Annotated in this window: 16 protein-coding genes; 6 read left to right on the forward strand and 10 right to left on the reverse strand. The window is 54.3% G+C overall.

Going from position 1 to position 18,256, the window contains the following annotated elements; genetic code table 11:
- Positions 1–9: 9 nt before the first annotated feature.
- Genes DDA898_RS08750 through DDA898_RS08760 form a run of 3 tightly spaced genes read left to right on the forward strand, consistent with a single transcriptional unit; the run spans position 10 to position 5,400 of the window.
- Positions 10–3,174: a TipJ family phage tail tip protein gene (locus tag DDA898_RS08750; protein ID WP_038910953.1), complete on the forward strand. Its 3,165-nt coding sequence runs from the start codon at positions 10–12 to the stop codon at positions 3,172–3,174.
- Entirely contained in the window at positions 3,174–4,175 is a 1,002-nt protein-coding gene (locus DDA898_RS08755; RefSeq protein WP_038910954.1) for a DUF6453 family protein, read from the forward strand. Before DDA898_RS08750 ends, DDA898_RS08755 begins: the two co-directional genes overlap by 1 nt.
- Before the next feature lie 13 nt (positions 4,176–4,188).
- Positions 4,189–5,400: a tail fiber domain-containing protein gene (locus tag DDA898_RS08760; RefSeq protein WP_038910955.1), complete on the forward strand. Its 1,212-nt coding sequence runs from the start codon at positions 4,189–4,191 to the stop codon at positions 5,398–5,400.
- A gap of 42 nt (positions 5,401–5,442) precedes the next feature.
- On the opposite strand, the gene DDA898_RS08765 is transcribed toward DDA898_RS08760, so the two are convergent.
- On the reverse strand, positions 5,443–5,664 hold the full coding sequence (locus tag DDA898_RS08765) for a hypothetical protein (RefSeq protein WP_038910956.1): 222 nt from the start codon (positions 5,662–5,664) through the stop codon (positions 5,443–5,445).
- 620 nt (positions 5,665–6,284) lie between these two features.
- On the opposite strand from DDA898_RS08765, the gene gp17 reads away from it, so the two are divergent.
- The 3 genes from gp17 (at position 6,285) to DDA898_RS22210 (ending at position 9,261) form a co-directional block, all read left to right on the forward strand.
- On the forward strand, positions 6,285–6,632 hold the full coding sequence (gene gp17, locus DDA898_RS08770; RefSeq protein ID WP_038910958.1) for a tail completion protein gp17: 348 nt from the start codon (positions 6,285–6,287) through the stop codon (positions 6,630–6,632).
- A 90-nt stretch (positions 6,633–6,722) separates the two neighbouring features.
- Positions 6,723–8,921, forward strand: coding sequence for a discoidin domain-containing protein (locus DDA898_RS08775; RefSeq protein WP_038910959.1), 2,199 nt, complete (start codon positions 6,723–6,725; stop codon positions 8,919–8,921).
- A gap of 172 nt (positions 8,922–9,093) precedes the next feature.
- Positions 9,094–9,261, forward strand: a complete 168-nt coding sequence (locus tag DDA898_RS22210; RefSeq protein WP_013317453.1) for a YqaE/Pmp3 family membrane protein — start codon at positions 9,094–9,096, stop codon at positions 9,259–9,261.
- A gap of 73 nt (positions 9,262–9,334) precedes the next feature.
- Here the strand turns inward: DDA898_RS22210 and DDA898_RS08785 are convergent, their stop codons facing one another.
- The 9 genes from DDA898_RS08785 to DDA898_RS08825 form a co-directional block, all read right to left on the reverse strand.
- Positions 9,335–9,889 carry a flavodoxin family protein gene (locus DDA898_RS08785; protein ID WP_038900944.1) on the reverse strand — a complete coding sequence of 185 codons (555 nt, stop codon included), beginning with the start codon at positions 9,887–9,889 and terminating at the stop codon, positions 9,335–9,337.
- Positions 9,890–10,172: 283 nt separating this feature from the next.
- Positions 10,173–11,225 (reverse strand): glycosyltransferase, encoded by a 1,053-nt coding sequence (locus DDA898_RS08790; protein WP_038910961.1) that lies wholly within the window; start codon positions 11,223–11,225, stop codon positions 10,173–10,175.
- A gap of 116 nt (positions 11,226–11,341) precedes the next feature.
- Complete coding sequence (locus DDA898_RS08795; RefSeq protein ID WP_038900946.1) at positions 11,342–11,737, reverse strand: acyl-CoA thioesterase; 396 nt, start codon at positions 11,735–11,737, stop codon at positions 11,342–11,344.
- 65 nt (positions 11,738–11,802) lie between these two features.
- Positions 11,803–12,561, reverse strand: coding sequence for a molybdopterin-synthase adenylyltransferase MoeB (gene moeB / locus DDA898_RS08800; RefSeq protein ID WP_038900947.1), 759 nt, complete (start codon positions 12,559–12,561; stop codon positions 11,803–11,805).
- On the reverse strand, positions 12,561–13,796 hold the full coding sequence (moeA, locus tag DDA898_RS08805) for a molybdopterin molybdotransferase MoeA (protein ID WP_038910963.1): 1,236 nt from the start codon (positions 13,794–13,796) through the stop codon (positions 12,561–12,563). The genes moeB and moeA overlap by 1 nt, the downstream gene beginning before the upstream one ends.
- A gap of 218 nt (positions 13,797–14,014) precedes the next feature.
- Entirely contained in the window at positions 14,015–15,712 is a 1,698-nt protein-coding gene (locus tag DDA898_RS08810) for an NAD-dependent malic enzyme (RefSeq protein WP_013317459.1), read from the reverse strand.
- 281 nt (positions 15,713–15,993) lie between these two features.
- Positions 15,994–16,881, reverse strand: coding sequence for a cytidine deaminase (gene cdd, locus DDA898_RS08815; protein WP_038910964.1), 888 nt, complete (start codon positions 16,879–16,881; stop codon positions 15,994–15,996).
- Between the two features lie 230 nt (positions 16,882–17,111).
- Complete coding sequence (locus tag DDA898_RS08820; RefSeq protein ID WP_013317461.1) at positions 17,112–17,810, reverse strand: CidB/LrgB family autolysis modulator; 699 nt, start codon at positions 17,808–17,810, stop codon at positions 17,112–17,114.
- On the reverse strand, positions 17,810–18,220 hold the full coding sequence (locus DDA898_RS08825) for a CidA/LrgA family protein (RefSeq protein ID WP_038910965.1): 411 nt from the start codon (positions 18,218–18,220) through the stop codon (positions 17,810–17,812). The genes DDA898_RS08820 and DDA898_RS08825 overlap by 1 nt, the downstream gene beginning before the upstream one ends.
- Between the last annotated feature and the right edge of the window lie 36 nt (positions 18,221–18,256).

The raw sequence follows: 18,256 nt of genomic DNA on the forward strand, positions 1-18,256 counted from the left end.
GGAGCGCACATGTCTTCTGGCGGCGGCGGGGCCAGCACCCCGACTCTTCTCAATGATAACCTCACATCTAAACAGTTTTACCGCGTTCTCGATCTGATATCTGAAGGCCCAATTTATGGCCCGGTCGACCAGACCTATCTTTCGTCGTTCTTGGTGAACAAAACCCCAGTGACTAGCGCGTCAGGTGCAACGAATATCAATGGGGTCAGTGTGGCGTGGCGGCCTGGCTCGATGGCCCAGCCGCCGATAATGGGCTTTGATGCCATTGAGGCTACCACCATTGTTAACAACGCGGTGACGTTTGACACGCCACTGGTCCGTACTGTAACTGATGACGATGTGGCTCGGGTTCGCGTAAATCTCGGCGTAAGCGGGCTTGTCCAGCAGGACACGGCGGGCAATCAGTCCAATACATCGGTAACAATGGTGATTGAAACCCGCGCCGGTAGCGGCGGGGCCTATCAAATTGCCAAGACGGTGACTATCAGCGGGAAAATATCCGGCGAGTACCTGGAGGCTCACATCATCGACGCCCCGGACACGAAGCCGTTCGATATCCGCATTCGCCGCATCACACCGGACAGCGCCAGCGATCTGTTGACAAATGGGACTGTATGGAACAGCTATACGGAAATTACGGATGACAGCCTGAATTACCCATATTCAGCCATAGCCGGCGCGGTGATTGACCGCAGTCAGTACACAGACACCCCCAGCCGCACGTATCACCTGCGCGGAATTATCGTTGATGTGCCGGACAACTATGACCCGACAAGCCGGACATACTCCGGCATTTGGACGGGTGGTTTTAAATCCGCATGGACTGATAACCCGGCATGGCTATTCCGGGCGCTGGTGAAGCACCAGCGCTATGGGTTGGCGCGCCGGGCCGGTGATATTGACGTGGATGATGGTGCGCTGTATGTGCTGTCGCAGTTTTGTGATCAATCGGTCAACGATGGATACGGCGGTACCGAACCCCGATTGCGATTGAATGCATACATCACAGAGCCGGCCAACGCTCGCGAGATCCTGGACAAGATCGCCAGCATGTTCCGTGGAATAGCGGTGTGGGATGGCATGCGCCTATCTGTGATGATTGATAACCCACAAGACCCGGTCGCATCTATCACCAACGCCAACGTTGTAGATGGCCTATTTACCGGCAGTTCCGTGCCGCGCTCAGAGCGCTATAACGCTGTTGTTGTGTCCTGGACTAATCCAGCGAACGGGTGGGAGCAGGATAAAGAATACGTTTCCGATGACACGCTGATCGGGCGTTACGGTTACAACGAAACTACGCTTGAAGCATTTGGCTGTACCTCTCGCGGACAAGCTTACCGCGCTGGCCGTTGGCTGCTGGAAACCGCTAAGCGGGAATCGCGTAAAGTCACGTTCCGGATGGCGCGAGATGCGATCGCCTTCATGCCCGGCGACATTGTTGAAGTCATGGATAACAACTACGCAGGCACACGGCTGGGCGGGCGTATCTTGTCGCACGGCGGGCAGGCGGTAACGGTCGATGCCGACATATCGGCGCTGGTCAGCAGCGGAGACACCATATCGATCATGGGATCAACCGGAAAGCTGACTCGCCATGAAATTCAGTCTGTATCTGGTCGTGTTGTAACCCTGAAAGCGGCACCGGCTTATGTGCGTGACGGTACCGTGTTCGTGATCTCTACTGGCGAACTGGCGGCCCGGCTGTTCCGTATCACAAGCGTGAAAGAGGATGAAAACAACTCGACATATACAATCACTGCGCAACATCACGATCCGAATAAACAGGCGGTGGTGGATGAGGGCGCTGTGTTTGATGTACCGACCGACACCCTTAACGGGTACCGGGTGCCGAACGTCGAAAATCTGCGCATTGTTAACGTCGCGAGTGAGACTGTGCAGGTTCGCGCGGCATGGGAAACTGCTACAACAACCAGAAAATTGGTGTTTGAGCTGTACGTGTATAACGAATCTGGCGCGGTTGTAGCCCAGCATGAAACCGAACAATTCCAGTATGAATTTTATGGACTGAATGCTGGTAACTACACGCTGGGCGTGCGTGGCCGCAACGATAACGGTATGAAGGGGGCGGAAACGCAGGTCAGTATGGTGATCGGCGCGCCGCTGGCGCCGTCCAGCGTTGTCTGGACGCCTGGCATCTTCTCTGCCGGCTTAGTGCCGGTGATGAGCGTCAGCGCTACCACCGACACTACGTTTGAATTCTGGTATTCATCGGAAACGCGAATCACTGATATCAGCAGCGTGACGACGCTGGCGCAGTACCTGGGGCGTGCGACCCAGTGGGCGTTACATGGACTGCGGGCTGAAACGACTTACTACATGTACGTGCGCACGAAAAACGCGTTCGGAGTGTCCGGGTTCGTTGAGGCATCCGGGCAGGCATCAGCAGACATTCCAGGCATGCTTGAATATATCGACGAGGCAATTAGGGACACTGGCGCATTCGACAATCTACAAAATGGCATTGATGGAAATATTGAAGCCACACTGCAAAACGCCCTGGCGACAAATGCGGCCGTTGAGCGGCAATACGCACAATACGGTGAGGTGCGCGCGGATGTCATCACAATACGCACCACGGTGGCGGATCTTAACGGCTCGCTTGCCGAGTTGACTGATATTGTTCAGGCTCAATATGGAGAACTCACGGCTGCAGTTAATCAGAAACTCACGGCCGAAGTGACCAGTTCCGGTGCGGCCAGCGCGTTTTATACGTTAAATCTCGGCGTTATTCGTGACGGAACGAAATACAACACCGGGTTTGGAATGGGGATAGAGCCGGACGGAAATGGTGGCTATAAATCAACAGTTGTATTTTCCGCCGATCAGTTTGGTGTTTATTCTGGCAGTACGCCGGGTAATTATCAAAGGGCGTTTTTTATTTATAACGGCCAGGTGTTTATTAATTCTGCCTTTATTCAGGACGGAAGCATCACAAACGCAAAAATAGCCAATGCGGCAATCACGAATGCAAAAATATCCGGGGCGATCTATTCGGACAACTGGAATGGGGTAGTCGGCTGGAATTTGGATAAGGCCGGAGGTTTTCAGATGGGTGCGATCGGGACTGGGCGCGTGAAACTGGATGGGACTGGATTGGCAATTTATACGACGGCTGGCGCGATGGTTGCAAAACTTGGATGGTTATCATAATGGTCGGTTTATACGTGCAGCCGGTTGATGGCGGTAAATTGGTTGATATATCAAATAACGTGAAATGCCCGTCATATCTGGGTTATGCGGCGCCGCAAATGAGCAGCAATGGTGATTCAATAACCAGCCACGGCATATTCAACGGCGGTCAATTATTTGTAATCCCTCGCCGCACATGTCTGATTTATACCATTGAGGGGGCTGTAAACCCGCATGTTGTTGCATGCAGCGGCGTGTCTATATCGGGCGGGGACGTTTACTGTTCATATAGCATGTTTAATCAGTTTTGGGATAAAAATCGCGTCGCAATGGAATATGACGTATTCCAGGTGATCAACTCTCAACCGCAGGGATTCGGTCTATTCCTGCAAAACGCCGCCAATTTTTTCGCCATATCAAATCAGAACGTGATAGGTCAGTGCATTAAAAGAATCAGCGTAACTTTTGCTGGCTCTTATGCTCTTGGCGTTGGTTCTGACGCTGTAGTTTTTGCGCACTGGAATCATCCTGACGCATCGATATATCTCGATCGCGGGTCGATGACGATCTATGCATATAACAATAATGGAGAGGCTGTTTACACAGTAACGATGGATATTGTCGTTTTCTCAAATCAGCCACCCACCCCACACGATGGCGGCCTAACGCTCTGGCGAGAAGACGGCGTTTGCGTATTTTCGTCCCGTCTACCGCCGCTGGTATGGCGCGGAGGGTATGTCGATATCAACAGCTATCCGGGTGCATTTGTGGCGTCAAACGTACCCGCCGAGAAACCGATGGTGCCGCTATGTTCTATGGGCGTCCACAGTAGCGGGCCAGTATTAAACGGCAATTACGGGATGATGTTTTATGCCGGGTTCAAGATGGTTAATAACCAGGTTGCGGCGTGGCGCTCTCGTCAGTACCGATCGTGGTATGAAGGGGCTCTGAGCCTCACCGAGCCATACTATCAGATAACGCCGATGTCCCTGCCTGTCATTGACGCGGCAGATTATTTATAACCGGGGAAATAATATGTCCGTTGGAACTATTACGCTCACTAACGGCTCAGTTACCGCAACTGGGGCCGGCACAACGTTCACCTCAGATTTGGTTGCCGGTGATTTTGTCGTTGCTGTTGTCGGCGGCGTGACATACACGCTGCCGGCGAAAACGGTCGATTCTGCAACGCAGGTAACGCTGATTCGGGCCTATGATGGACCTACCGCCGCTGGCGCGGCATGGTCCGCCGTCCCACGCGACGCGATGAACGCAATCACGGCCCAGTTGGCAGCAGATACAGCGAAAGCGATTCGGGGCCTGAACTACGATAAAAACAACTGGCAGCAAGTTTTCAGCGGAACTGGAACGATCACAATAACACTGCCGGACGGCTCAACATATTCCGGGCTCGCGTGGAACTCATTCACCAGCGCGCTGAATACTAAAGCCGCGCGCGGCTCAAACAGCGATATAACGAGCCTCAGCGGTCTGACTACAGCGCTCTCGCTGGTGCAGGGCGGCACTGGTTCAACCACCGCATCTGGCGCCCGTTCTAATCTCGGACTAGGAACAGCTGCGATACGAAACGTAGGGAACACATCAGGCACCGTCGCCGCCGGCGATGACGGCCGGTTCGGCTCGCTGGAAGGGAAAACCGGAGGCACGGTTTCATCCGAAGTCGTCGTGAATGGGCTGTTGCATGCCACGGGTTTCCGTCCAACGAACCTATCCAGCGAATCATCCGGCAATGCCCGGTCGATAGGGATAAACTGGACAGATGCTGTCGGATCAATTGCATCAACGCTGGAATATTATCTCGTTGCCGGCCAGTACCACTCGCTGCGTATGCTCATTGATCAGGCCAGCTTCTCATTTCGCGGGAACGGCAACGCTGTAGCGCCGGGTGGGGCCTGGATTGACGGCTCGGACCGTCGCCTGAAAGACAAATTTGAGGAAATAAAAGACGCGACCAGCAAGACGATGATGCTGACGGGCTACACATACGACATGAACGGACAGCGCAGAGCTGGCATTGTCGCGCAGGACCTGCAGACGGTATTGCCGGAGGCCGTTGAGCTGATGGGGCCGGGGCTGGATAAGGACGGCAATAATGTGGATGATTTGCTCGGCGTGAACTACAGCTCAGTGACGGCTCTGTTAGTCAATGCATTCAAAGAGCAACAGCAGATGATAGAGGCGCTGACTGCGCGGGTCGTTTCGCTGGAGTCGGCTAAATCGTCGTGAAAATCAGGCGCTGACAAAAAGCCCGGCGGAATGCCGGGCCATTCATTCAATCAAATTTTCCTGATATGCAATCTCGTCGAGCACATCTTCCAGTGTCGGCAGCGGATCGGTGTGCAGTGGGATAGCAATCCCGGGCCAGATTTTGACGTCCAGCCAGCCGCCGAAATCGGCGAAAACTGCATATGAGAGCATGGGGCAACCGTCCAGCATTTCGTCTTCATCGAGTACGCAAACCGTCGTTCCGTGATAGTCGATAATTTTCATTTTTACTCAATATAGGTGTTGGTATTTTTCTGTTTAATGCGGATTAAGGTATTGATATTAATATATGGTTATTTTAAATATATACCAACAAAATGACGTAAAACACTGAAAATAAACATATTGCGTGCCGGTCTCGAAAACCGGAGTAGGGGCAACTCTACCGGGGGTTCAAATCCCCCTCTCTCCGCCACTTCCTTCAGTCATTGGTTTTTCCCCTGCCTGAGTATCATTTTTCTTTCTGATAGCAGTATGCCGATCTGTCTCAAAATTACGTATGACATAGCCTAACACCCGGTTGCATGATGTTTCTGGCTGCACGGTCATGAAATCATCATTTTTACATTATGATTATCACCGTTGATGCGCTGATTGATGTTAAGCGTTTTATTTGAGCGGGTAACCACTATTTCTGACTGGTTTTTATCGCTCGCTAATGATTTGCATTAATAACCCGGCGTTTTTTATTTCTGGTTGATGGCACACCAGTGACAGCGAGAAGAGTAGTCATAAAAGTCGTTATGATAATGGCCGAAGCGATAAGTTTCTGAAGAAATCTATTTTCTGGTTGCTCCAACTGGAAGAGGTTTAATTCTACTTGTTATCAATGAAGGCTGGTTAAAATGACTGAAGAAGATATCTATCCACTGCTGGGTAAATTGGCTAATGGCCATGTTTATGCCTATGCCGTGTCGTGTTGTGATTATCATGCACCCCATCGTAAATATCCGTTTATTATTTTCTCGCTGAGCCAGGAAAACCATTATAACGCGTCACAACAACAGACCGATCAGCAGATTACCGTCGGTGTTGATTGCTATGCTGATACCGTCGCCGAGGCTCGGGCGTTGCGTGAACAGGTCAGCGCGGCGTTGGCGGTATTGAAACCGAATCAGACCGCTGAATATAACGATTTCGATGTGGAATATGAGCAATTCCGTATGACATTGGAAATGGAACTTTCTCGTTAATCGTTTAACACTGTAATTTTTAATAAATTCGTTTCGCCAATAAATAATTGTTGGTGACGGAAATCTATTTTTAAAATAAAGGAAGTATTTATGTGGTATAAATCAGGTTCATTATCACTTTTTTCCGGTAGCAAGGTGGTGCTGGGTAATAATACGGCATGGGCGGATAAGAATAATAGTGTCGTTGCCGGTGGCATGCTGCTGATTTTTGCTGATTGCAGCATTAAGATTTATGAAATTGCATCAGTGGTATCGGATACCGAACTGGTGCTGGCTAGCGAATATATTGGTTGCACGGAAAATGGCGTGAATTACGCCATTCCGGTGTTGGGCAGCAGTGACACGTTTGATCACGCCGCCTATGTTGCGCAGGTTGCGGCGATGTTGGCCGGCTACCAGTCCCAACTGGCTCAATGGAAACAGGTGCTGACCGAGCATGGTCAGGTGACGCTGACGGACAACGGTGGTCAGAGCGTGGTGGTGAAAACCCTGCCGGACCTGACCGACGCCGTCAGCCGGATGATGGATAAAACCCTCAATGGCGCTGATATTCCGGACAAAGCCCAGTTTGTCGCCAATCTGGGACTGAGCGATGTGGTGCGTAAGTCCGACCTTGCTAACCATACCCACACCGTCTCGCAAATTACCGACTTTACCGACGCGGTGCGCAAGGTGCTGGTGGCGACGCTGGCGGCTGGCCGAGGTGTTTCTCTGGCGTATGACAACAGAAACAGCCAACTGAGCATCAGCGCAACCGGGGCGGGAAGCGGTTCGGGCCAAGGTGGAAGCGGCTATACCGTGGTGACGCGTATGGGTACAACGGCGAACCAGATATTCACCTTCCCGATTAGCCTGAATGGTCAGATGGACTATAGCTTCGATGCTTATGCGCTGAAGGAGGAAGCGGGGCTAACATCACAGACGGTGGTTATTGATACCTTTTCAAGCACAAGTGCCGCCAACTATGAGCAGACAAACAACGTTGTATTTGATGGGCAACTGAAGCCGTACACTGGTGAAACCTATTCAATGGGTTCCGACGGTTCTTTTTATTCTTCAATTATCAAAGCGGACGGCATTTCATTATCAGTGTCGAGCTACTCAACGTCCACAGTAGTCCCAGCAATGACGTCAGCAAACACACCTGCCGGATATATTGCCTCGGCCTCTTCAGTATACAACGCATCATATGCCGCCTATTACGCCTTTGACGGCAGCGTATCAGGTAATGGCTGGATCAGCGCTAGCGCGCCTACTGCTGCTGCGCCGCAGTGGTTAGAGATTGAGTTGCCGTCTCAAACTCAGATCACGGGCTACATAATAACGAACCCAAACTCAGTGATTGGCGGCCTTGCCAGTCCGAAATCTTGGTTGTTGCAGGGTAGCAATGACGGCAGTGTTTGGACAACCGTTCATGCGGTCAGCAACAGCACGAATAATACGGCTGACATCGATCAAGAGTTCCCTTTATCGGTTGCCGCGAATTATTCGAAATATCGCTTATATATTACTGATAAAAATTCTTCCTATGCGTTTGTTAGTATCAAAAAACTGAAGCTGGTTGTTGGTGATAAGTGCCTGATTTCTGAATCCTTCGGGAATTTCTATACCGCATCATCCGGTGTGCTAACGAAAGTAAACTCGCCATCCTCCGCGTCAGAATTTTCTACAGTTGGCTTCGTTTACTCCGGCGTTATTAGCAGTTCCGCGCTATCAGGTAAGCTGCCAATCAAGGTTTGGCTCGCGTCAAACCCGGCAAACAATTACGTTAGAACATCCTACGGGCCACCCCCTCAGATTATTGTGCCAAAATCGTTGACCAGTGTTAGATCCTTGCAGGTGATTAGCTCAGCACAATTGTCAGCAACGCTGTCCGGCAAAGGTGTGGTATCTGTAGCGGTGTCGCGTGATTTGAATGACTGGGTTGTATGGAGTGGGAGTTCCTGGGTGTCTATTGGTTCATTATCTGCAGATGCAACTGGGGCAAATAAGCTGGTAGCGAGTGGTATGACTGCATCGTCCTTGGGCCAGGTCACTGCAACACAATGGGCTTTGCTGTTTCCTAATACCAATGGTGTGCCTGATAATCTGGCGTTTGCTCTGGTGCTCAGTGTCCCTGATCCATCAGTAGACGGTGTTGTGGTCGATGATCTGACTCTTAATGTGACTAACGGCTCCGCCTGGAAAAAACAGACTGAAGCCGAAGTGGAAATCCGCTGGTATCCCGACAAAGTGACGTTTAAAACCGTGGCGGCGGGTAACTACAAGCTGGCCTATCAACAGCCATAATCTCTGAACGATATCCCTAAGTATGCAGGCGGACTGAACTTTTCAGTCCGCTTTTTTCATCTGTATTAACGCATATCGGCGACAAAACCTTACCCGCTGTCGTCAGAAACTGACATTCAACCGATTATGCTGGCGTATCTGACCCGATTACTGGCCGCAATGGAGGTTACCAATGGGTTTCTGGCGTATTCTGTTCACCATCATCCTGCCGCCGTTTGGGGTTTTGCTGGGCAAAGGTCTGGGCTGGGCGTTTTTGTTGAATGTCGTGCTGACGTTGCTGGGTTACCTGCCTGGGCTGATCCATGCGTTCTGGATTCAGACGCGCCCCGCGCGGTATTAGTCGGGAAGGAATGGCGAACAATGAAAAAATGCCCGGGAAACCGGGCATTTGAGTTTCAGAGGGTATGACATGATTAACCGTGCAGGCGACGGGTAATTTCAGCCACGCGCGCGCCGTACAGTTTGGCGGTTTCCAGATCGCCCGCCGGAATTGCATCGGCGCCGGCATCGGACGGAGACTGAATCAGTGCGCCGCCGGAACCACCGAGGTTGTTGGCGTCGTTGCGGGTGGAAGCCAGAGCGTTAGCCGGCAGTTGACCCAGGCTGACCCAGATGCCGCCGTGCTGTGCGGCCAGCGTCTGCAGATAAATCAGGGTAACCTGCTTGTCGCCGTTCAGACTGGCGCTGTTGACGAAGCCGCCAAATACTTTGTCCTGCCAGCCGCGGGTGAACCAGATTTTGGAGCTGGCGTCGGCGAATTTTTTGAACTGCCAAGGCGCGTTGCCCATATAGGTCGGCGCGCCGAAAATGATGCCGTCTGCGGCGTTCAGGGTTTCCCAGTCCGCGTCGGTAATATCGCCATTATTGTCGATAGCGATCAGGCTGGCTTTGGCGCTTTCCGCAACCAGTTCAGCGATAAGTTTGGTGTGGCCGTAGCCAGAATAGTAGACAACTGCAATCTTGCTCATAGCATTTCCTCAAGTATGGCCAGATGAAAGCAGAACGTAAAAATGATAAGTTCTGCTCAGGTATGGCGACATATTATCGCGCCAAATTTGCATAAACAATGAATTACCTAAAAGTGCCTAGGTTACTTTGCGGTAACCAGATGGCGGTAATATGATCAGGGATATTAATGTAATGCAGTAGCGCCACGCCGTTTTAAAATAGATTATGAAGAATATGAATAAACGATTCGGTTTTGCATGCCTCCGCTGAAAAAATAGGTCAGTGGCGGCATGCCGGGGTGCTTCAATGAACCAGACGTTGAATACCATCGCGCGCCAGCGCGTAATCGCCGCATTTTTGATAGAACTCCAGCGCTTTTTGCTTCATGCCGACACATTCCAGAATAACGCCGACATTATAATTGGCTTTATAGGCGTTAACGCCCTCTTTATTTCCCGGCGGCATCTTCGTGCACTGGATAAACAGATCAACCGCGTTTTGAAGCTGACCGTTATTCATCAGAATCAATGCCTTTAAAAATATAAAATCAGTGGATGAATAATGGGATTCATAGTGAAGAATATCCATGGCCGTTGCGTAATCGCCCTGATTGATCAGCGCATAACCGTAGGTTTCGACCAGGTCTTCGGTATATTCGTACGTGAAGTTGGTTTCAAAACGCAACGCCTGCCGGAAATAGTCAATCGCAGAGGAGTAATCCCGTTTCAGGTAATAACTTTTTCCCAGCTGAAACAGCAGGTAAGGATCGTCAGGCTGCATCTCAAGCGCCTGTTTCAACAGGGTGATGTTCCGTGCGACTTTATCGGTTTCCTGCAGGATTTCTTTTTTATACCCCACATGATTCAGCCGTATCGGGGCGATAAATGCCGGGACAGGCGACGCGCTGATTTCCCGCGGCGTAACCTGTTCATGAATAATGCCGCTGTAGTGATAGCGATCTTTACGAAATAAACGGTTGATCGATTCCCGGACGGTGGTGGTGTCGGTTCCTTCATCCAGATAATTGATGCGTTCCACGCGGCCGATTGCCTGCGGATGTGTTTTTATCAGTGCGTATAGCGCATCGATATCAATGGATTCGATTTCTTCATCGGCATCGATCACCAGCACCCAATCGTGGCGGGCATAATTCAGCGATGCATTGCGCGCGGCGGAGAAGTCGGCTACCCATTCGAAATCATGAATATTGGTGGTGAACTGGCTGGCGATAGTTCGGGAGTCATCGGTGGAGCCGGTATCGACAATAACGATATCGTCAAAATAGGCGGCGATGGATGCCAGCGTGCCGGCAAGATGCCTGGCCTCGTTTTTGATTATCATGCAGACGGAAATCATTATTTTCACCCGTCGGAAAAAAGGTTGATGGTGTCAAGGCGCCAGAAGAAACCGCTGACGAAACAGTAGTGCGTCAATCTTGCCTGATTCACCGAATAATGACAGCGACCGGGCCATCACAATAACGGAACCGGGCGCCCTTCGTCGTTGACCGCCACAAAATTAAACTGACCGGTAATCACTTTGGTGCGGCCTTCGGCGTACATCTGCTCCAGATACACCGACACATCCACCGTCAGGCTGGTACGTCCGACCCGGCTGACCTCGCCGACCAGCTCCACAATGGTGCCGGAAGGGATCGGGGTATTGAAGTTGATCTTTTCGGTAGAGACGGTGACCAGCGGTTTATGGCAGAAACGGGTGGCGGTAATAAACGAGATTTCATCCATCCACGCCAGCGCGGTGCCGCCAAACAGCGTCGAATGATGGTTGATATTGGTGGGGAAGACCACTTTAGCGACCCGGGTGATGGAATGCTGAATACGCTCTTCAATAATTGAGGATTGCGTCATGATACGGTGACCTTGTGGCTAATCAGAACACCGTCATCTTACATCAATTCCATCCCCGGTGGGACTCAGCGTGTCGGTCCGCAGATGTCGCAGTCTGGGTTTTTCGGCAATCGCATCTCGCGGAATTGCATCGTCATGGCGTCAAACAGCAGCAGTTTCCCCGCCAGCGGCTGACCGTACCGCGTCAGTACCTTGATGGTTTCCAGCGCCTGTAATGAACCGATCACCCCGACCAGCGGCGCCATGACGCCGGCTTCGACGCAGGTTAGCGCGCTGTCGCCAAACAGCCGGCTGAGGCAGCGGTAGCAGGGCTCTTCCGGCTGATAGGTAAAGACGCTGATTTGCCCCTCCATCCGAATCGCCGCGCCGGACACCAGCGGCGTTTTCTGCATAAAACAGAGCCGGTTGAGTCGATCGCGAATCGACACGTTGTCGGTGCAGTCCACCACCGCATCGTGTTGCATCACCAACGCCAGCAGCGCGTCATCGTCCAGATTGTCCTGAACCGGCGTGATGTGCACGTGCGGATTGATACCCTGCAAGGTCAGGCGGGCGGATTCCACCTTCGGCATGCCGATACGATCGTCGCGGTGCAGCACCTGCCGTTGCAGGTTGGACAATGACACGGTATCAAAATCCAGCAGGGTCAACCGGCCGACCCCGGCCGAGGCCAGATACTGCGCGGCGGCACAGCCTAGTCCGCCCAGTCCGACAATCAATACTCGTGCGGCTTTCAGGCGCTCCTGCGCATCAAAATCGAAGCCGCGCAGCACGATCTGCCGGTTATAGCGCAGGGTTTCTTCATCGGTCAGTTCAGGCAACATCAGTAGTGACTCTGCAACAGGGGATTAAACGGTTCGACATCCACCCATTCGCCGGCTTCCACCCGACCGCGCTCGGCTTCCAGCACGATGAAGCAGTTACCCTGGTTGAATGAACTGAACACATGGGAGCCCTGATGCCCGGTGGTGCGCACTTCCAGATCGCCCTCGGCGGTGCGGCTTAGAATGCCGCGCTGGAAGTCCAGTCGACCGGGCGTTTTCTTCAACGACGTCGTCGTTTTAACCCGAAAACGCGCCGGCAGCGACCAGTCGGTATGGCCGGATAACCGCGCCAGCAGCGGCTGCACCAGTTGGTAAAAGGTGACGGCGGCGGACACCGGGTTGCCCGGCAACCCGCAGAACCAGGCGTGACTCAGCTTGCCGAAGGCAAACGGCTTGCCGGGTTTGATCGCCAGCTTCCAGAAGCGAATATCGCCCAGCGTTTCCAGCATCTGTTTGGTGTAATCCGCTTCCCCCACCGACACGCCGCCGCTGCTGATCACCACGTCGGCGGCCTGATCCGCCTGCTGAAACGCCTGACGCAGCGCCGCCGGGTCATCGCGCACGATGCCAAGATCGACCACCTCATAGCCCAGCTGTTCCAGCATCAGACGCACGGCAAAGCGGTTGGTATCGTAAATCTGCCCTGCCTGCAACGGCTCGCCGACCGGTTGCAGTTCGTCGCCGGTGGAAAACAGCGCCACACGCAAACGGCGCACCACTTCAACCGCGCTGATACCGAGCGACGCCAGTAGCGGTAATTCGGCCGTGCCCAGTCGGGTGCCGGCCGGCAGCACCTGCGCCTGACGGCGGATATCCTCACCGGTACGGCGGATGTTTTGGCCCGGTTTAACCGCACGGGTGAAATGGACCCGGCCATCGGCATCGCTTTCCGTGTCCTCTTGCATCACAACCGCGTCGGCGCCGGTGGGAATCGGAGCGCCGGTCATGATGCGGATGCAAGTTCCCTCCGGCCAATTGGCGTCAAACGGCGCGCCGGCAAACGCTTTCCCCGCCACCGGCAGCGGCTGGCCGGTCAGCTCATGGCACCGCACGGCATAGCCGTCCATCGCGGAATTATCGAACGGGGGCACATCGAGGGGGGAGGTTACCGCCGTCGCCGTGATGCGACCGGCAGCCTGATAAATCGACACCGTTTCTGTCGCGGTGAGTGGTGAAACCTGCGCCAGCATGGTTTGCAGCGCCTGTTCCAGAGAGAGTAAACCCGAAGTATCCATGACAGCTCCACTGTTCTGTTCGCCGCATCGTGGGCGGGCAGAAAAGGCATAGTTAGAAAAGGCATAGTTAGAAAAAGCATAGCTATAGGTTGCCATTATGGCAGAAATCACCGGGTGGGAGAATGAGGCAGGTCAGTAGCGCGCGGGATAAAAAAACGCGGCCGAAGCCGCGTCTGAGATAGCGATCGCCCTGAAATTAGCGCGATCGGAAAGCGTAATCAGAAAGAGGTACGCTTGTAGGTGCGGTACTGCGGCTGCCAGAAGTTGTGGGCAATCGCTTTTACCAGCGCATCTTCGGAGGTCACTTCCGCAACGCCCTGCAACTGAGCCGCTTTGGCGACTTCCAGCGCAATGTGCCTGGAGACGTCCTGAATGGTGCTCACTTCCGGCAACAACGGACCTTCACCCTGGTTTGCCAGCGGCGAGCAGTCGGCCAGTGCACGGCTGGAGGCCATCAGCATGCCGTCGGTGATGCGCTTGGCGCCACAGGCCAGTACGCCCAGACCGATGCCGGGGAAAATGTAGGAGTTGTTGCACTGTGGGATCGGGTAAACCTTGTCTTTGTGCTGTACCGGGGCAAACGGGCTGCCGGTTGCTACCAGTGCGGCGCCGTCGGTCCAACGGATGATGTCTTCCGGACGCGCTTCCACGCGGGACGTCGGGTTGGACAGCGGCATCACGATCGGACGGGCGCAGTGGCTGTGCATTTCACGGATGAGCTCTTCCGTGAACAGACCCGGCTGGCCGGATACGCCGATCAGGATGGTCGGTTTGCCGTTACGCATAACGTCCATCAGGGAGATGGCGTCGCTGGTGATGTCCCATTTGGCCAGATTGTCGCTTTTCTGCACCAGTTTGCTCTGGAAGTCGAGCAGGTTCGGCAGTTTGTCGGTCAACAGGCCAAAACGGTCCACCATGAAGACGCGGGCGCGGGCTTCTTCATCGCTCAGGCCTTCGGACTTCATCTGGGCGATGATCTGCTCGGCGATGCCGCAACCGGCGGAACCGGCGCCAAGGAAGGCCACGGTCTGGTCGCGCAGTTGGCTGCCGGCCGCGCGGCTGGCGGCGATCAGGCTGCCCAGCGCCACGGCGGCGGTGCCCTGAATGTCGTCGTTGAAGCTACAGATTTCGTCGCGGTAGCGGTTCAGCAGCGGCATGGCGTTGTTCTGGGCGAAGTCTTCAAACTGCAGCAGCACGTTCGGCCAGCGGCGTTTCACCGCCTGAATGAATTCGTTCACGAACTCATAGTATTCGTCGCCGGTAATGCGCGGGTGACGCCAGCCCATGTACAGCGGGTCGTTAAGCAGTTGCGGGTTGTTGGTGCCGACATCCAGCACCACCGGCAGGGTGTAAGCCGGGCTGATGCCGCCGCAGGCGGTATACAGCGACAGTTTACCGATCGGAATACCCATACCGCCGATGCCCTGGTCGCCCAGACCGAGGATACGTTCGCCGTCCGTCACCACGATGACTTTTACGTTTTGTTTGGTGGCGTTTTGCAGCATATCGTCGATATGCTCGCGGTTGGGGTAGGAGATAAACAGGCCGCGGGCACGACGGTAAATGTCGGAGAAGTGTTCACAGGCGGCGCCCACCGTCGGCGTATAAATGATCGGCATCATTTCGCTGAGGTGGTTTTCCAGCAGACGGTAGAACAGGGTTTCGTTGGTGTCCTGAATGTTACGCAGGTACACGTGCTTTTCCATGTCGTTCTTGAATTCCTGATACTGCCGCCAGGCGCGCTCCGCCTGTTCTTCAATGGTTTCCACCGCTTCGGGCAGCAGGCCGTGCAGGTTGAACTGAGCGCGCTCCGCCTCGGTAAAGGCGCTGCCTTTGTTCAGCAGGGGAAATTCGAGCAGGATAGGGCCGGCATAAGGGATATAAAGCGGGCGTTTACTTTCGTATTCCAATTCCATGACTTTTGACTCTTTGGGTAGCGGAAATCGGTTCGAAGAACCAACGAAACGATAGGATAGCGCGGATCTTAAAGTACCCTAAAAATATGTACAGGGATTGTTAATTAAAATAATTACAGATGACTTGCATATGAAAAATATGTGGGGAAAGTCACATATTGTGCCGCTTCCGGTGGAAAAAGAGAGCGATTGGGAGGCGGTTGTAGTCACACGGTGTGAATTTGCCCCACCATCGGCTCGAAGAGGCGCCGCCATACGAACGTCGGGCGGCGCGCCATACCTCAGTACGCCAGCTCGCGGCGCACATCGGTACAACCGAATGACGCCAGCAACGGCTGGGCCAGGCTCCACTGACTGAGCGCCACATGGCCGGATTCCACCAAAACCGCCCGCTGGATGTCTCTGAACGCCTCGCCGGCCAGATTGACCAGGTTCAACGCCGCCTGCAACGGCGGCAGGCTGGGATTGAACGCGGCGTTTTCCGCATAGCGCCCGGCGTAGCGGCTTCCGCGACGGGTTTCCAGCGCGATGCCGCTGAAGGCTTTACTGTATGGCGCGTGGCTGCGGTTGGCCGCCGCCAGCGCCAACTGATGCAGCGCATCGTCTGTCGTCAGCGCCAGGCCATTATCAATGTCATCCATCAGCAGGGTGTTGATCGCCAGATCGCGCGGGCCAAACGCATCCGGCAGGTAATGGCCGAGCAGCGCGGGCGAACGTCCCGGCAGGCAGATACGCAGTTCGGGCGCGCTATTCAGCTCGTTCATGAACTGGCGGCAGTGTCCGCAGGGCGTGTAGTTGACCGTCACCGCCCGCAGCGCGGGTTCGTCACGCAGCCAGGCATGACTGATGGCGCTTTGCTCGGCGTGGACGGTCTGTTGCAGCGGCATGCCGTCAAACTCCATATTGGCGCCCCAATAGAAGGCGCCGCTAATACCCTGAGCTATCGCGCCGACGTGAAAGTGAGACACCGGCGTCAGCGCGCAGGCGGCGGCCAGCGGCAGCAGGGCGAAGGCCAGACCGTCGGCGTCGAGCTGGCTCTGGGCGCAGATTTCGCTGACATCGTCGGCGCTCAGCATGGCGGCAAAATCATCACGCGCCAGTATCGGCGCCAGCGCGGCTTGCAGCGCCGCAGGCAGTTGCGTGAAAGCGTCGTGAAAGCGTGCTTGCATGATGGTCTCTCTTTCCCGGTTTGCAGGGCGTGTTAACCAGAGTCTGGTCAGACACACGGTAGTTATTTGTGATTATTATCACTTTTTATATGAAATAAATGAAAAAGAAATCACAAATGCGAGATGTCTCGCAGGTTTTGACGGGCGTGCGGGCAGGTATGGGGGAGAGGCGAGCCGTTACCTACGGCAATGGCTCGGATAACCGGAATACCAGAGGCAATCAACGATGGTTATGTCCCCATCAGGCGCACGATCACCGGAAACAGAAACGGGGCGATCAGCGAGGTGATGATGCCGCAAATCACCAGCGCCAGCGAACTGAAGGCGCCTTCCTGAAAGTCGACTTCCGCACAGCGGGCGGTGCCCAGCGCGTGCGACGCCGTGCCCATCGCCAGCCCGCGGGCGGATTTGGCGTGGATTTTCAGCCGGTTGAACAGGGCGTGGCCGAGCACGGCGCCGACAATACCAACCAGAATCACGCACATGGCGCTGATGGCCGGAATGCCGCCGATGGAACTGGCGACCGCCATGGCGATCGGCGTGGTGACCGACTTCGGCAGCACCGAGGCGGCGATTTCCCGCGACGCACCCAGCCACAGGGCGATGACAGTGCCGGAAATGATCGCGGTGACGCTGCCGATAAAACAGACGCTGATGATGGATTTCCAGCGCGCGCGAATCTGATGCAGTTGTTCATATAGCGGAAACGCCAGCGCCACCACCGCCGGTTGCAACAGGCTGTTGAGGATGGCGCTGCCGCTGAAATAGTGGTTGTAGGGGATATCCAGCACCAGCAGCAGCGGGATGATCACCAGCATCGACACCAGCAACGGGTTCAGCAGCGGCATTTTCAGTGTCATCGCCATCTTGCGGGCGCCAAAGAACACCACCAGCGTCAGCGGCAACGACCACCACAGATAAGTCAGCATTATTTTTCTTCCTTCGTGTCTGCGCCGCTCCGGCTGGAGACCTGCCGGTCAGCGTGCATCATCTGGGTGGTATAGCCGACGACGATCATCACCACAAAGGTGCTGACCAGACAGGAGATGACAATCGGGCCAAACTGGTCGCGCAGCACGCCATAGTAGTTCATCACCCCGACCCCGATGGGCACGAACAACAGCGCCATGTAGCGGATCAGCAGATGGCAACCGGGTTTGACCCAACCGGGAGGCAGGATTTGCGATGCCAGCAGCGCGAACAGAATCAGCATGCCGAGGATGCTGCCGGGAATGGTGATGGGAAGTAACGCGGATATCGCATTGCCGGCGAACAGACACAGATAAATCAATGCGAAAGCGCGTAAATACTGCCAGCAAAGGGTGAGGGTACTACGCATAGGGAAAATCCTGATTAACCGAGGCAGTGATGATAA

The organism is Dickeya dadantii NCPPB 898, from assembly GCF_000406145.1.
Taxonomy (GTDB): Bacteria; Pseudomonadota; Gammaproteobacteria; order Enterobacterales; family Enterobacteriaceae; genus Dickeya; species Dickeya dadantii.

Excerpts from the sequence above, each read along its gene's own strand:
- DDA898_RS08795 (WP_038900946.1), bottom strand. The coding sequence starts at position 11,737 with ATGACGCAATCCTCAATTATTGAAGAGCGTATTCAGCATTCCATCACC.
- DDA898_RS08760 (WP_038910955.1), top strand. The coding sequence starts at position 4,189 with ATGTCCGTTGGAACTATTACGCTCACTAACGGCTCAGTTACCGCAACT.
- DDA898_RS08810 (WP_013317459.1), bottom strand. The coding sequence starts at position 15,712 with ATGGAATTGGAATACGAAAGTAAACGCCCGCTTTATATCCCTTATGCC.
- DDA898_RS08765 (WP_038910956.1), bottom strand. The coding sequence starts at position 5,664 with ATGAAAATTATCGACTATCACGGAACGACGGTTTGCGTACTCGATGAA.
- cdd (WP_038910964.1), bottom strand. The coding sequence starts at position 16,881 with ATGCAAGCACGCTTTCACGACGCTTTCACGCAACTGCCTGCGGCGCTG.
- DDA898_RS08785 (WP_038900944.1), bottom strand. The coding sequence starts at position 9,889 with ATGAGCAAGATTGCAGTTGTCTACTATTCTGGCTACGGCCACACCAAA.
- DDA898_RS08790 (WP_038910961.1), bottom strand. The coding sequence starts at position 11,225 with ATGATTTCCGTCTGCATGATAATCAAAAACGAGGCCAGGCATCTTGCC.
- DDA898_RS08825 (WP_038910965.1), bottom strand. The coding sequence starts at position 18,220 with ATGCGTAGTACCCTCACCCTTTGCTGGCAGTATTTACGCGCTTTCGCA.
- moeA (WP_038910963.1), bottom strand. The coding sequence starts at position 13,796 with ATGGATACTTCGGGTTTACTCTCTCTGGAACAGGCGCTGCAAACCATG.
- DDA898_RS08750 (WP_038910953.1), top strand. The coding sequence starts at position 10 with ATGTCTTCTGGCGGCGGCGGGGCCAGCACCCCGACTCTTCTCAATGAT.
- moeB (WP_038900947.1), bottom strand. The coding sequence starts at position 12,561 with ATGTTGCCTGAACTGACCGATGAAGAAACCCTGCGCTATAACCGGCAG.
- DDA898_RS08820 (WP_013317461.1), bottom strand. The coding sequence starts at position 17,810 with ATGCTGACTTATCTGTGGTGGTCGTTGCCGCTGACGCTGGTGGTGTTC.
- gp17 (WP_038910958.1), top strand. The coding sequence starts at position 6,285 with ATGACTGAAGAAGATATCTATCCACTGCTGGGTAAATTGGCTAATGGC.
- DDA898_RS08755 (WP_038910954.1), top strand. The coding sequence starts at position 3,174 with ATGGTCGGTTTATACGTGCAGCCGGTTGATGGCGGTAAATTGGTTGAT.
- DDA898_RS08775 (WP_038910959.1), top strand. The coding sequence starts at position 6,723 with ATGTGGTATAAATCAGGTTCATTATCACTTTTTTCCGGTAGCAAGGTG.
- DDA898_RS22210 (WP_013317453.1), top strand. The coding sequence starts at position 9,094 with ATGGGTTTCTGGCGTATTCTGTTCACCATCATCCTGCCGCCGTTTGGG.